The organism is Paenibacillus sp. FSL R5-0490, from assembly GCF_001956215.1.
Lineage (GTDB): Bacteria > Bacillota > Bacilli > Bacillales > Cytobacillaceae > Cytobacillus.
The window spans coordinates 42,981-56,177 of sequence record NZ_MRTQ01000009.1 but is presented as its reverse complement, the minus strand read 5'-3'; the positions used below and the strand labels follow the sequence as shown (position 1 = coordinate 56,177).

At 41.4% G+C, this 13,197-nt stretch carries 15 protein-coding genes; 2 read left to right on the top strand and 13 right to left on the bottom strand.

Annotated elements, in window-relative coordinates; genetic code table 11:
- Positions 1 to 33: 33 nt before the first annotated feature.
- Together BK139_RS09225 and BK139_RS09220 are read right to left on the bottom strand one after the other, a co-directional pair.
- The gene (locus tag BK139_RS09225) at positions 34 to 1,104 is read right to left on the bottom strand and encodes a class I SAM-dependent methyltransferase (RefSeq protein WP_076258157.1); all 1,071 of its coding nucleotides are present in this window, start codon (positions 1,102 to 1,104) and stop codon (positions 34 to 36) included.
- A 202-nt stretch (positions 1,105 to 1,306) separates the two neighbouring features.
- Positions 1,307 to 1,942 (bottom strand): MBL fold metallo-hydrolase, encoded by a 636-nt coding sequence (locus tag BK139_RS09220; RefSeq protein ID WP_076258050.1) that lies wholly within the window; start codon positions 1,940 to 1,942, stop codon positions 1,307 to 1,309.
- A gap of 87 nt (positions 1,943 to 2,029) precedes the next feature.
- Here BK139_RS09220 and BK139_RS09215 point away from each other — a divergent pair, with 87 nt between their 5' ends.
- Entirely contained in the window at positions 2,030 to 2,509 is a 480-nt protein-coding gene (locus tag BK139_RS09215) for a hypothetical protein (RefSeq protein ID WP_076258049.1), read from the top strand.
- A gap of 125 nt (positions 2,510 to 2,634) precedes the next feature.
- The gene (locus BK139_RS09210; protein WP_048008269.1) at positions 2,635 to 2,808 is read left to right on the top strand and encodes a DUF2759 domain-containing protein; all 174 of its coding nucleotides are present in this window, start codon (positions 2,635 to 2,637) and stop codon (positions 2,806 to 2,808) included.
- An 88-nt stretch (positions 2,809 to 2,896) separates the two neighbouring features.
- Here BK139_RS09210 and BK139_RS09205 read toward each other — a convergent pair whose 3' ends face one another.
- The 11 genes from BK139_RS09205 to BK139_RS09155 all read right to left on the bottom strand — a co-directional run bounded on the left by BK139_RS09205 (position 2,897) and on the right by BK139_RS09155 (position 13,184).
- Positions 2,897 to 3,211 (bottom strand): MTH1187 family thiamine-binding protein, encoded by a 315-nt coding sequence (locus tag BK139_RS09205; RefSeq protein WP_076258048.1) that lies wholly within the window; start codon positions 3,209 to 3,211, stop codon positions 2,897 to 2,899.
- Between the two features lie 24 nt (positions 3,212 to 3,235).
- Positions 3,236 to 4,384: a YqgU-like beta propeller domain-containing protein gene (locus tag BK139_RS09200; RefSeq protein WP_286148368.1), complete on the bottom strand. Its 1,149-nt coding sequence runs from the start codon at positions 4,382 to 4,384 to the stop codon at positions 3,236 to 3,238.
- 226 nt (positions 4,385 to 4,610) lie between these two features.
- Positions 4,611 to 5,798, bottom strand: a complete 1,188-nt coding sequence (locus tag BK139_RS09195; protein WP_076258047.1) for a M14 family metallopeptidase — start codon at positions 5,796 to 5,798, stop codon at positions 4,611 to 4,613.
- Between the two features lie 171 nt (positions 5,799 to 5,969).
- Positions 5,970 to 6,932, bottom strand: a complete 963-nt coding sequence (locus BK139_RS09190) for an ROK family glucokinase (protein WP_076258046.1) — start codon at positions 6,930 to 6,932, stop codon at positions 5,970 to 5,972.
- Between the two features lie 19 nt (positions 6,933 to 6,951).
- Entirely contained in the window at positions 6,952 to 7,152 is a 201-nt protein-coding gene (locus BK139_RS09185; protein ID WP_048008273.1) for a YqgQ family protein, read from the bottom strand.
- Positions 7,153 to 7,278: 126 nt separating this feature from the next.
- Complete coding sequence (locus tag BK139_RS09180; protein ID WP_483310644.1) at positions 7,279 to 8,766, bottom strand: spore germination protein; 1,488 nt, start codon at positions 8,764 to 8,766, stop codon at positions 7,279 to 7,281.
- Between the two features lie 134 nt (positions 8,767 to 8,900).
- Positions 8,901 to 10,421: a rhomboid family intramembrane serine protease gene (locus BK139_RS09175; RefSeq protein ID WP_076258045.1), complete on the bottom strand. Its 1,521-nt coding sequence runs from the start codon at positions 10,419 to 10,421 to the stop codon at positions 8,901 to 8,903.
- 135 nt (positions 10,422 to 10,556) lie between these two features.
- Positions 10,557 to 10,760: a hypothetical protein gene (locus BK139_RS09170; protein WP_076258044.1), complete on the bottom strand. Its 204-nt coding sequence runs from the start codon at positions 10,758 to 10,760 to the stop codon at positions 10,557 to 10,559.
- 70 nt (positions 10,761 to 10,830) lie between these two features.
- On the bottom strand, positions 10,831 to 11,781 hold the full coding sequence (locus tag BK139_RS09165) for an L-lactate dehydrogenase (RefSeq protein WP_076258043.1): 951 nt from the start codon (positions 11,779 to 11,781) through the stop codon (positions 10,831 to 10,833).
- Between the two features lie 46 nt (positions 11,782 to 11,827).
- Positions 11,828 to 12,616, bottom strand: coding sequence for a DUF92 domain-containing protein (locus BK139_RS09160; protein WP_076258042.1), 789 nt, complete (start codon positions 12,614 to 12,616; stop codon positions 11,828 to 11,830).
- Positions 12,609 to 13,184: a 5-formyltetrahydrofolate cyclo-ligase gene (locus tag BK139_RS09155; protein ID WP_076258041.1), complete on the bottom strand. Its 576-nt coding sequence runs from the start codon at positions 13,182 to 13,184 to the stop codon at positions 12,609 to 12,611. The genes BK139_RS09160 and BK139_RS09155 overlap by 8 nt, the downstream gene beginning before the upstream one ends.
- Positions 13,185 to 13,197 lie beyond the last annotated feature (13 nt).

Below are 13,197 nucleotides of genomic sequence, written 5' to 3'. Positions count from 1 at the left end.
AGCCGATAAAAAAGCGATGAATTCATCGCTTTTTTATTTTTCCCCTATTTTCTTTCCCTGTAAGACCAGGTGAAATGCTGCACTCATGCCTGAAGGTGTTATCAGACTTCTGATTGCCCTGTTTCTTTTGCTGACAGGAGAAAACGGATTAGGATCATAATGATCTTCAAGCTCCTGTAAAATGCCTGCAGACAGCAGGAATTCATCCTGTCTCATCATAAAATGAAAATCGAGCCCTTCTTTCTCTCCCAACCGGATCAGTGAATCAAAATGAACATGGCTGGTTATATCCATCTCGCCAGGGTGCTCGAGTACATTAGGAATTAAAGAATGCTTGTAATAACCTCTGAGACTTCCATCTCTTCTAATCGGTTCCTGCCATTCCTCATCTGTATAGCCATAATCGGCAGTCAGAACAAACCCTTTATCCAGAGCATCAGACATACTCTTAATCATCTGCTCCATTTGCAGAGGGATTTCAATTCTCTGGCCATTGCTAAGTGACAATCCGCTTTCTTCAAGGTATAAGGAAATATCTCTATTTGATAATGGCACAGCTTGTTCTGCAAGCTTTCCGTCCTTTGCGGTTACCATAATTTCATTCAATTGATCATGGGCTTTTTCAACCACATGGACAGGCAAGGCATCAAACAGCTCATTTGAAAAAATCAGGCCGCAAAATGGAGAAATCTCGTTCCAGCTATCGATTTGTCTGATCTGTTCGGAAAATACTATCTGCTCCTGCTGCAGTTTCCTGTGATATGGGCTTGTTTCAAGAATATAGTAATGAATCTCTTCATCAGCAATAAGATTCCACTCATCAAGGAAAGCTTTCGCAAAGCGTCCATTTCCGCCCCCTATTTCACAGACCTGAAAAGGCAGCTTATATTTCCCGGCCATTTGATGAAACCACTTTGATATGGTCCTGCCATATATATCAGAAACATTGCTGGTTGTAATAAAATCTCCCCCCGGCCCAATTTTTTCCGCCTCTTTCATATAGTAACCATATTCGGAATGATAAAGGGCCTGCTGGATATAGTCAGCATAGCTGATCATTTTTTGAGGAGTATTTTCTATATAATTTATTATTAAATTCAGCATATAAACTCCCTTTTCGAATGAAAAATCTGGATCTCTGGAAACAGCATTTTTTATTGTTTTGGACACTGTTTTCACTATTGACATAGTGTTTTCCCTGTTATATTGTTAATGTAGTAGCTTAACTATATCCCTCCCATTTTATATGAATAAAACATCCCCCAGAAAAGCCCTTCTCATTGGAGAAGGGCTTTTCTATTTCCAATCAGAATCCATTCAGGAATGGATTTGAATCCATTTCCACGCTAATTGTCGTAACCGGTCCGTGTCCAGGAAGCACTTGTGTTTCTTCAGGCAATGACAAAAGCTTATTATGTATACTTTCAAGGAGCTGCTGATGATTTCCGCCCGGCAGGTCTGTGCGTCCGATACTTCCGCTGAACAGCGCGTCACCGGCAACCACAAGACCAGCATCTCTAAAATACAGAGAAACACTCCCTGGAGAATGGCCAGGTGTCTCCAGAATGTTAAAGGTAAATTCACCTATGCTCAACTCTTGTTCAGCTGTTATAATATGGTCGGCAGGCCTTGCTTTTATCAACTTGCCTATTTTAAATAGGTGAGAACCATTTAAGGCTGGATCCGGAAGCCACGCTGCTTCTTTTTCATGTATGTATACTGGGATAGAAAAGGCATCTCTTATTTCGTCTACAGCGCCAATATGATCAAAATGCGCATGAGTAAGTATGACAGCAAGAGGTTTCAGTCCTTTTTGTTCGATAATACCGCTCAGTTTTCCACTTTCTTCACCCGGATCAAAGATTAAACAATCTTTGTTTTCATTCGAAAGGACATAACAGTTTGTTTGCAATGGGCCAAGAGGGATCTGATTCCATTCCATTGCCTACACCTCCATTGTTGATTTATTTGTCTATTATTTTACACTATATCAGAATGGAATGCCTTATATCTGCAAAAGGAGTGTAAGATGAAAATCCTATATGGCGTTGAAGCCGGCTATATTATTCAAGATGTGCCCGAATTCATGAACTTAATAAAAAATAATACTGAACTTTTCGATTTTCAGCAGAGCATCTTTCTGTTTGAAGAGAGGAATGATGCAGAATTTACCAAAAGCGTCCTCGTTGATGCCGGACTTTTTGAAGAATTTTTTAAGCTCTGTTACATAAAATCGGGTGTAAAGGGAGAAACTTTTGAAGACTTTGCGATTGAAACAGAAAGCGGAGTTTGCTTGTTCTCTGAGCTCCTTAGCGCCTTTACAATAACCGGGGGCAATAAGGAAGATATCCGGATGGCTGTCTATCAATTTCAGGAGCATTTAGTCTTTACTAAGAAAGAGGAAAAAATGCCAGCGGTTTATTTTTCAGAACTTCATCTAAAGGATTTAATAATCGGCATTGCTGAAGCATATGACATACAAGTGTCATTTTTAGACCTCGACAAATAGAAGAAAAAAATATAAAATAAAGGACGAATGTATATACTTGGGTTTTACATAATGGGTATATAACCTGAAGAATGATTTTGATATGGCTTTTGCCTGCTGATCACGAAATAAAGGGGGCTGTTTTAATGGGACTACCAATCATTTTTGCATTAGTCGCAGTTCTTGCAGCTTTTGGTGCATTTAGTGCACTGAAGAACAAGAACTTCCTTGGCTTGGTTTTTGCTGTAGGAACACTTGCCGTTTTCGGATGGTTCTCTGTAATGACCTTAATTAACAGTGGATATCCTGCTGTACACTAAGAAAAACACAGCGTGACCGCCAACCCGCGGCACATTGGGCTTTATTTTAGTAAATAAAAGGGCTTCCCTCAGTGGGAGCCCTTTTATTTTAATCATTAAGCCGGCTTTCAACTCTTTGGACCTTTTCTTCCATTTTCCTCTTAACATCTCTTCTGTCATCAATGCGGATATTTGTCGCCACTCTCATTAAGCCTTTTTCAAAAGGGACTTCATGCATTGCCTGGATGACCTCAAACAAATCAGAAAGCTCCCCTTCAATAATGGTATTCATGGGTGTCAGCTGAAAACGGATGGTGCCGCTTTCCTCGTATTTTTTTAGTACACGCTGAATGTCTGCAACATAGCTGCTGACACTTGGTGTTTCCGTTCCAATTGGAATGACTGTAACATCTGCGATTGCCATATCTCTGCTCCTTTACCTGCTTGATTACTCGTTATGTTCAACTAACCGAATGACCTCTTTTCTTTCGGTCATTATCAGTTCCTCAAGATAGAAACCTGTTAAACAGGCTTTCCCGTTGGGTGAACAGCTGAGCGGCGCATTTTCCATATCTTCGAAAAGCACTTCCTTATCGCCGGTTTCACTGTCAACGGATATAAGCTGAAATCCCCCTGCATACATATCACTCTCAGCGCTGTACAATGGCTGAAAAGTAATGATTCCTCGGGGAGTCCAGTCATAATACGGCACAAGCCAATCCGAAAATCTTGTCAAATGAGGTACCGAGAAGGAAGATAGCTCATTTAAATGATTATCCATAAAAGTATACAGTGCCTGGTCTGATTTATTTGCCGGCACAGTAATAGTCATCAGCCTGTCCCTGCCAGCATCGAATTGAAAAATGTCTTCCTCAACCAGGGTTTCCTTATTTCCATCAATTGATTGCTTAACAAGCGGTGCGAAAAGTGACGGGTTTTCACTATCCCAATCAAGAAAAAAAAGATGATTTGAATCCCCCCATTTAGCAAAAGGCTCTCTTAAACTTAATTCTGCATATGTACCTTTTGCGATATCAATATGGTAGGGTGTAAAATCCCATTCTTCAGTAAATGAAGCAATCAATATAGACTCTTCATCATAAGGATTCCACTCAACAGAAAAATCAAAGCCTGTAATATTTTCCTCCCAGACAACTTTTCCATTTGATTTAATAATCGTTAAGGCCGCTTCATAAGTGCCGGGTGATGACCGAATCAGAATGTATCTGCCCCCTGGGCTTACTGTTACGGACGCAATCGGATGTGAACCTTCGTATAGAAGCTCCTGTTCACCTGAAAACAGGCTATAAGCAAAAACCCTGGAAGCTGCTCCATCATTTACAGTGTAAACAATTTGATCATCGCTGAGCCAGCCATTTGCTCCCTGAAATTCCCCTTCTTTGATCCGGATAGGCTTAATGCTCTTGTTCCCTGCTTCATCAGGTGGTGCGGAAGGCTCAGAAGCTTCTTTTTCCTGATCCTTATTCTGCTCTATCTTAGTTTCTTCAGGCTGTACGCAGCCGGTTATTAAAAATAAGGAAACCAGCATAATAAAAGATACTAAAAGAAACTTCCTTTGATCTGCAATGTTTACCAAATCCGCACCTCCTTTTCTCCCTAAATATAAGTACGTAAATTGCATGAAAATGTTTCAATAATAATAGAATTAATAAGCTTAATAGGAAAAAGCCGTTTTTCCGTCTTCATTTTGGAAAAGCGGCTGGTTTCCATAGAACTATTGGCATAGTGATGTTAGTATGATAGTAATTTTAATGTCTGCTTGATTAAAATACAATACAGAATCAATTTTAACGATAATTTTTTCACATATAAAGCGATGCAAGAAAAATGCCCAGCACCTCTTCATAAATATCATCATACTGTGACAGGGGCAGCGGATTAACGCCTCTTCCCAATTCAATTGTGAATCCGGGCATCCGGAAATCCTGTATAAACCAATCCTTATAACCGGCAAAGCTATCAATGTACTGGACTGCCCTATATCCGCTGACACGCTCGAACTCTTGCGCGATTACCTCCGATTCCGGCGGCTCCATTCCCTCATATCCCCAATAAAACTCTGCACCTTGTGTATGAAAGGCCAGCATCCGATCGAATTGATTATCTCTTGCCAGTTCCGCCATCGCTATGGCTTCCGGTTCCGTTAACGGGGCTTCGCCAAGATAATCTCTTGGTGCCGGCCCACTTTGTTCACTTCTCTGTTTCTCAAAGTCCCATTTGGCAGGAAACTGATTATTTAAATCAACCCCTCTAATATTAGCCTTCCAGCCTGAGAAATCAGTGCTGCCCCTGTTTATTGAAATAACTTCCTCCCTGACTTCCGCTGGAGGCCCGTTCAATACCAGGTCAACCCCATCAGGGTTCACCATTGGAACTATGGAAAGGTCAACGGAATTATACAAAGGCATTGTTGAAATTCCTCTAATCGGCCGGACATTTGTAATGGATAAAAGAAAGCTGTTCAGCAAAGCCATTAATATAGGACTCGTAATCCATTCGTTTGCATGAAAGGATGCATTGATTTGCACTTTCTTATTCCCTTTTCCTAACCGTATTTCCTGAATTGGTTTTCCAAGAACACTTTGGCCAATTGTATTTACTTTTATAAACGGATAAATATCTGCCAGCATGGAGATATCGGCTGTTAATGCTTTATAATCATAATTTCTCCTGCCGGATACAAGTGGGGAAATGACGCGCCTCGGCAGTTTTATAGCTGTACCTGGGATCAGGCTGTTCGGATTAAGGGATTGATTAACCAGGAGAAGAGCATCCACAGAGAGGTTGCGTGAAGAACTCAGCTTCCAAAAGGTGTCACCTGACTTAACCGTATAATTTAGTAATGTAAAGCCGGGAATGCTAATTTCGCGGCCTATCTTTAGTGATGCAGGATTAATCCCGGGATTAGCATCAGCAATGAGATTGACTGGCATCATAAAGAGCTGACTGTAATACCATAAGGAATCTCCTGAGCGGACTTTGACTTTCATCTTTCTCCCCCTTTCCATCATTTCAATTTTATGAGAAAAAGAAGAAAAGATGACTGTACAACCTTGTAAAAAATGAGCAGCTGTTATGTAACCAGGGATCTGATTTGCCTAAACTCTCACTTTTGGAGAAAAAGAAAAAGCACCTGCAATATCAGGTACTTTTCTCTCAATTTACTTATTTTTTGCCAGCCAGGCTGCACCAATTACTCCGGCATCATTGCCCAATGTCGCAATATCAATGACTGTTGACTCCTTCACTCTTGGAAACGCAAATTTAATGAAATTTGCAATAACCGGCTTAAGCAGTATATCTCCTGCTCTGGAAACACCACCGCCCAATACTATTTTCTCCGGATTTAACGTGTTTGCAATATTTGCCAATGCCAATCCAAGGTGCATAGCTGTATTATTGACTGTCAGAAGGGATGTTTCATCCCCATTCCTTGCAGAATCAAAAACGTCTTTTGCAGTAATAAACCCGTTTGCCTTGTACAATTGAGATAGAGCCCCTTCTCCGCCGGATTCCAGGTTTTCCAGAGCCTGCCGGACAATGCCTGTAGCAGATGCAATTGTTTCAAGGCAGCCAGTTTTGCCGCAATTACACTGAGCCCCGCCAACTGGAATGGACGTAATGTGGCCTATTTCACCTGCAGCCCCGCTGACTCCCTGCACAATATCGCCATTGGCAATTACGCCTCCGCCGACACCTGTGCCGAGTGTTACACATACCAGATCTTTAGCGCCATTTCCTGCACCCTTCCACATTTCCCCAATAGCAGCACAGTTAGCATCATTATCAATGATGACTGGAAGTGATGTTTCCACTTCAAGAAGATCTTTCAGCGGGTAATTATCTTTCCAGCCTAAATTAACAGTGTTATATACAACACCTGTTGCCAGATTTACTGGACCCGGTGCCCCCATGCCAATGCCGATAATTTTATCCTTGCTTAAATCCAATTCCTCTAACTTATGATCGATGGCTTTAGCTATATTAATAGTAATATTTTTTCCTTCTTCACTATTATCCGTGGGAATTTCCCATTTATGAATTATTTCCCCATAGTAGTTAATAAAAGCAAGCTTTATTGTTGTTCCGCCTAAATCTACCCCTACCAGCCATTTTTCTGCCAAACTCCATCACCTTTTCTTTCTATTTATTCTCTTTAAGATTCTGAATTTCAGTCCGCAGGATCAAGATGCTGCTCTGATAATCTTTCACATCAATAAGCTGGGAATCATATAACTCTGTTAATTCAGCAGCCATAAGCTCCAAATCAGCTTCCCGATCCCCTATGTAGATGATAGTTCCATATTTCTTTAGAAACTGCTGTATATCATAAATGGTTTTCATTCTGTACCTCTGCCTTATTGATAAGTTTATACCACATTAAAGTATAATCTAAAATCCCCCCCTTCTCAAGAAAGAGAATCACCTTGAATATATAAAAAAACCCTTCCAGGCAGGAAGGGTTTTAGATTAGCGGTCCGGATCCTTTGGATGCAGGAAACGCGGCCGCCTGTTCTTCAATGGTATTGGTGACCTTAGTAATACATCCCTGAATGCTCTCAGATTGAAAGGGATGAACGGCCACAAATAGGGCACCCCAAAAGACTTCATTCTGGCAAGCATGATCATCATCAGCAAAATGCCAACTACATAGCCGTAAGTATGAAAAATACTGGTTGATATCAGCAGACCGATTCTTATCAGCCTGTTTGCCAGGCTCATTTCATAGCTTGGGGTTGAAAATGTACCAATTGCCGCTATCGCTAAATAAAGAATGACTTCATTTATAAACAATCCCACTTCAACTGCTACCTGACCAATCATCAGGGCCGCCACCAGTCCCAATGCAGTGGCCAGGGCGGAAGGAGTATGGATCGCTGCCATCCTAAGCATATCAAGACCAAGCTCTATCATCAGGAACTGAACGACTAATGGCAGCTCTCCTGTGTCATTGGGCCCGATATAGGATAATGCATCTGGAAGCAGCTGCGGCTCTATCGCAAATAAATACCATAATGGCAAAAGGAAAATGGAAGCCCATACAGCTAAAAATCGGACAAATCGCAAATAAGCGCCTACAAGCGGCTTATTCCTGTACTCCTCAGCATGCTGCAGGTGATGCCAGAAGGTTGTCGGTGTTATGATAACACTTGGCGAACCATCGACAATGATACAGACGTGGCCTTCATAAAGATGGGTTGCTGCCGTATCAGGCCTTTCCGTATACCTTACCATGGGATACGGATTCCAATGCCGTCCTGAAATGAATTCCTCTATTGATTTTTCAGCCATAGGCAATCCATCAGTATCAATTTTAGAGATAGACTCCTTTATTTTCTTCACCATATCCGGATCGGCAATGTCTTCAATATAACTGACAACAACATCTGTCTTGGAACGCCTGCCCACCTGCATATATTCCATGCGCAGTGTCCTGTCTCTAATCCTTCTCCTGGTTAAAGCTGTATTAAAAACGAGTGTTTCTACAAACCCATCCCTTGAACCGCGGACAACACGTTCAATATCAGGCTCCTGAGGGCCTCTTACCGGATATGTACGTGCATCAATGAGGATTACTTCATCGATGCCATCCACGACTAGAGCAGTCGGCCCTGCCAGCACCATATCCACCACTTTATCCAGGTCATCAGTTGTTTCAACTTCAACGTATGGTATATACGTTTTTATCAGTCTGGAAAGTGTATCTCCTTCCAGCTGGGCTGCATCCAGGCCGGCAAGCATCTTCATCAGATAGTGCAGAATGTCATCTTTCACAAAGCCGTCTACCAGATATAAAGCCATTTCCCTTTCTGCATATTCAACATCAAGCTGAATCACATCAAAGCTTTTATCAACTCCAAGAGCCTCTCTAAGATACTCAATATTATCTTTCAGAGAAACCTTTACAGGCTCTCTTCTCGCTTTCTCCAAAATCCCCACCTCAGCATTCTGTTCCATTCTTTTCCTTGCATACTATTCAACATCATTGACATGCAAAAAAAAAATCATACCAATGAATGGCATGATTCGTAAAAATTGCAGGGAAATGCAGCGGTTATTTCCCGGGGATTAAGCTGAAAATTCTGTCATCATCACTCTATTTGATTTAACAGCTTTTGATACTCCTCCTGATCTGGCTGAAGATCAGCGGCCTTTTGTGCATGTTTCCTTGCTTTTTCCGGCTGCTTTTCTTCTAAATAGATTAGTGCAAGATTATAATGTGCTTCATGAAAAGAAGCATCTTCCTTAATTACATGAAGCAGGTTCTCTTCCGCTTCTTTTAATCTCCCCACTTTTATTTCAGTATAGGATAATAGAAAATAGACTTCCGGTGAAGCATTCCCTTCTTCAATAAAATCAGCAAGCATTAAACGAGCCTTATCAAACTCTTCACCATTGATATGTTCCTCGGCCATTACCATAGCAGTTTGTTCATTCAATAGTCTTCCCGGTTCATTGAATCCATACTTCATCAAACCGGCTGCCAGACAGAATGATCCAGCTAAGAACAGCAGCTGAAGCAATGGCTTTTTCTTCTTGGGAAAATGCACAATGCCAGTAGCAAGAAATCCGCCAATCAGCCCTCCTATATGTCCGGCATTATCAATTCCCGGGATGGTAAATCCAAATGCAAGATTGATTCCTAATACAACAAGTATATTAAAACCCATAGTCCGGAAGAAAAGGCCTGGATAAATGAGCCCAAAATATAAAAGTGCCCCAAAGCAGCCAAAAATAGCACCGCTGGCCCCTGCTGAAAGTGTAGGACTAAAAACAAAACTGGCTAATGTTCCCCCAAATCCAGCAGCCAAATAGATAAATAGGAACCTTAAATTTCCATACACACGTTCCACTGCGGATCCAAGATAATATAAGGCAAGTGTATTCATTAGTAAGTGAAGCAATCCAATATGAAGGACAATCGGGGTTACAAATCTCCACCATTCCCCATCTAGAATTAATGGATTAAATTTAGCCCCATACTTTATTAAAGTCGATGTATCTGTGCTGCCTCCCATTGCTTCCAGAAGTAAAAAAACAGCAACTTGAATAACCATAAATATATACGTGAAAAAAGGCTTCCCAAAATTGAACATTTCCTTTTCTTTTTTTGCTGTTTTTACCGCTTTAGAAAGAGCAGTATGCTTCAGGGCATCGGCATCCATTTCCGTATAATTTCCGGACGGAAGGGTTAACGGTTTTTCGAAAATTTTCTCAACCGCATGCAGGCTTTCCGGCCTGCCGGATTCAATGATCATGGTTTGAACAGAGGCTTTCCCGTTTTCAGGCATGAAGGGGTCTGTGATCCGGGATTCATAGTCATCAACAGGCAGGTACGCAGAAACATAGATATTTAAAACCGGCATTTCCCTTTTTCCAAGCTGCTTCCTGACCGATTCAGCTTTCTGGGCCGTCACTTCAATATCCCGCTGCATCCAATTGCTCCAGTCAAGGTCATATTTTAAGAGCCTGATTGCCTTTATGTTTTTATCCTCCATCCTTTCAAGCCATAATTCATCCTGATCTCCAGATAATTGAATCACTCTGTATCCGTGGTCAGATATGAAATAATCCGCAAGTTTCCAAAATACATAATCCTCTTGAACGGCCAATTCTTCCCCCACTCTCTATATGTTACATTAATTACTATACTTTATTTAACTATAGGCAAAAAAGAAACCTTTTGTAAAAGAAAAAGCACCTTTAGATATCGGCAAAATAAAAAGACCTATTACGGTCTTTTCACTTCAAGATTGCTGCCCTTCTGATGGCCCGGAAGAGAAAACAGAGCTCATCATCCTGTCGCGGACAAGCGGAAAACTCATGACTGAAGTAACCAGCAGCTTCCGCAGAAAAACATTCCCAAACATAACATTAATCAATCGATAACGGTTATGATAGGCAAAATAAGTACCCAGCCCAATCATAAAAATAGATAGTAATCGAGACATTGAATTCCCTCCTCTACCTTATTGTGAGAAGAGGGAATAATTTTTATCCATTCTCTATAGCAAAATAAATTTAATCCTTCAATATTGGTTCCATCGTTTTCTTGAGAACATTAACTGAATGGGTAAACTGATTCTTCTCTTCGGTGTTTAGGTGAAGTTCAACAATATCACGAATGCCATTTCTATTGACTATAGCAGGCACCCCAATATAAACATCCTCATGACCATATTCCCCATCTAAATAAGCTGACACCGTAAGGACGGAATTTTCGTTCTGAAGGATGGCTTTCGTCAGTCTGACCAGACCCATGGCTATTCCATAATAAGTCGCACCTTTTCGCTCGATAATATGATAAGCTGCATCTCTGACATTAAGGAATAACCCATTAAGATCTTCCTGCCTATAGTTCTCTTCTTTCTTCATCCAGTCTTCAATGCTTTTCCCTGCAATATCGGCATGGCTCCACACAGGCAATTCAGTATCTCCGTGTTCACCTATTATATACGCATGAACATTTCTCGTATCGACCTTGAAATATTCACCCAGCAGAAATCTGAATCTGGCCGTATCCAATATTGTTCCGGATCCAATTACTCTTTCTTTTGGGAGCCCGGAGTATTTCCAGACAGCATACGTGAGAATATCCACTGGATTTGTCGCAACCAGAAAAATGCCATCAAAACCGCTGTTCATGACATGCTCAACTATTCCTTTAAAGATTTTAGAGTTTTTTTCTACAAGATCCAGGCGGGTCTCACCGGGTTTTTGATTCGCTCCAGCAGTAATGACAACCAAATCAGCATCTTTGCAATCGGAATAATCTCCAAACCAGATCGATGTTGGGGAAGGGGCAAAGGGCATGCCGTGATTCAGGTCCATGGCATCTCCTTCAGATTTATCCTTATTTAAATCAATCAGCACCAGTTCTTCTGTAACACCTTGATTTAATAGTGCAAACGCATAGCTTGATCCAACGAAGCCAGTTCCGATCAGCACCACTCTGTTTACCCGATTTTTCATAATAATAACTCCCCTTTACTTAAGTGTAGAGAACAGCAAAGTCCCTTTATGCCAATAAGATATATAGAAGCATTCCCACCGAGGCAGAAGCTAAACCTGAAAAAAAATTAACAAAATCATTATCTGCAAAATGCCAGCCTTTTATCAATGAGGCCGGCTGCCCGCAATGTTCGGCTGTTTCCACGTTTGAACTGCATATCTGGCACTTGTATTCAGCTTGAAGAAAAGCACCCAATAAAGAATCAATCAAATTCCCTGCAAACCCAAAAACTCCAATCAGTAAAACCTCATAAATTGTAATGTCAAACAGCACATTTGATAGAAGGGCTATTATAAAAGAACCTGACAAAGCTGCAAGTGTGCCCAGAGAGCTGACAGCACCGGAAGTACCCGTTTCGATTGTCCTCCAGGTCTTCAGAGAAATGGGGGGTTTTTGACTTAATGAGCCAATTTCTGATGCCCATGTATCCGAGTTTGCTGCAGCGAGTCCGATAAGAAACATTATCAGCCAAACCTGTGATGGATCCAGCAGATAAAATATGCTGGCAATTGCAGCTATGCCTCCATTTGCAGCAACCTGCTGCCAATCCCTCCTTGATCCTTTTGCATGCTTATTTTCGAATTGCTTTTTTTTATGGCTTTTAAATTTTGACCAGAAGCTTGAACTTGCAAAAAAGAACCCCAGGACTAGAAGGCCATAAAAACCAAATCCCCAGCCTGCTGCCGCACCCACAATGAATGCCGCTATACTGCCTGAAAAGGTCAGTAATCTGAAATAATATCCGGCCAGGGATGTGATCAATATAAAAATAATAATAGCAATGGATTCAAGCATCACCGGATGCCCACACCTGCTGATCGGTAATAATCATTTCCACCGGCTTGTCATGGTTTTCCACTGGAAAGCGTGTTATAACCTGCATTTCAAAAGCCAGTGAAACCGTTCTTCCTTTATAATGCTCGAGAAAACGATCATAATATCCTCCACCAAACCCAAGCCGGAAACCATTTTTCATGTATGCCAGTCCGGGAACGATTAAAGCATCGATTTCTTCACTGCGGACTTCATCCGTTTTTTCAGGATTTGGCTCCCATAATCCATAAAACACTGACTCCAAATCCATGAAGCTATTCAATTCACGGAACTCCATTTGCTTTGATTGAGGTATGCACTTCGGGACAACAACCCTCTTCCCTTCACCCCAAGCTCTTCTGATGATCTGCCATGTATCAGCCTCAGGCGCCTTTGAAACTGTTATTCCTATCGTTTTGGCCTGGCTCCATAAAGGGGTGCTATAAAGGCTTGTGGCAATTTGATAGGATAGCTGTTCATACTCAGGCTTGCTCAATTCCTTCAACCGATCCTGCATTTGCTTCCTAAGGACCTTCTTATCAATTTCCATGTAAAAACCTCCA

Bases quoted from the DNA above. Each gene is read 5' to 3' on its own strand.
- BK139_RS09210 (WP_048008269.1), top strand. From the start codon at position 2,635: ATGGGACTACCAATCATTTTTGCATTAGTCGCAGTTCTTGCAGCTTTT.
- BK139_RS09220 (WP_076258050.1), bottom strand. From the start codon at position 1,942: ATGGAATGGAATCAGATCCCTCTTGGCCCATTGCAAACAAACTGTTAT.
- BK139_RS09225 (WP_076258157.1), bottom strand. From the start codon at position 1,104: ATGCTGAATTTAATAATAAATTATATAGAAAATACTCCTCAAAAAATG.
- BK139_RS09170 (WP_076258044.1), bottom strand. From the start codon at position 10,760: ATGTCTCGATTACTATCTATTTTTATGATTGGGCTGGGTACTTATTTT.
- BK139_RS09165 (WP_076258043.1), bottom strand. From the start codon at position 11,781: ATGAAAAATCGGGTAAACAGAGTGGTGCTGATCGGAACTGGCTTCGTT.
- BK139_RS09160 (WP_076258042.1), bottom strand. From the start codon at position 12,616: ATGCTTGAATCCATTGCTATTATTATTTTTATATTGATCACATCCCTG.
- BK139_RS09195 (WP_076258047.1), bottom strand. From the start codon at position 5,798: ATGAAAGTCAAAGTCCGCTCAGGAGATTCCTTATGGTATTACAGTCAG.
- BK139_RS09205 (WP_076258048.1), bottom strand. From the start codon at position 3,211: ATGGCAATCGCAGATGTTACAGTCATTCCAATTGGAACGGAAACACCA.
- BK139_RS09180 (WP_483310644.1), bottom strand. From the start codon at position 8,766: ATGGAACAGAATGCTGAGGTGGGGATTTTGGAGAAAGCGAGAAGAGAG.
- BK139_RS09215 (WP_076258049.1), top strand. From the start codon at position 2,030: ATGAAAATCCTATATGGCGTTGAAGCCGGCTATATTATTCAAGATGTG.
- BK139_RS09155 (WP_076258041.1), bottom strand. From the start codon at position 13,184: ATGGAAATTGATAAGAAGGTCCTTAGGAAGCAAATGCAGGATCGGTTG.
- BK139_RS09185 (WP_048008273.1), bottom strand. From the start codon at position 7,152: ATGAAAACCATTTATGATATACAGCAGTTTCTAAAGAAATATGGAACT.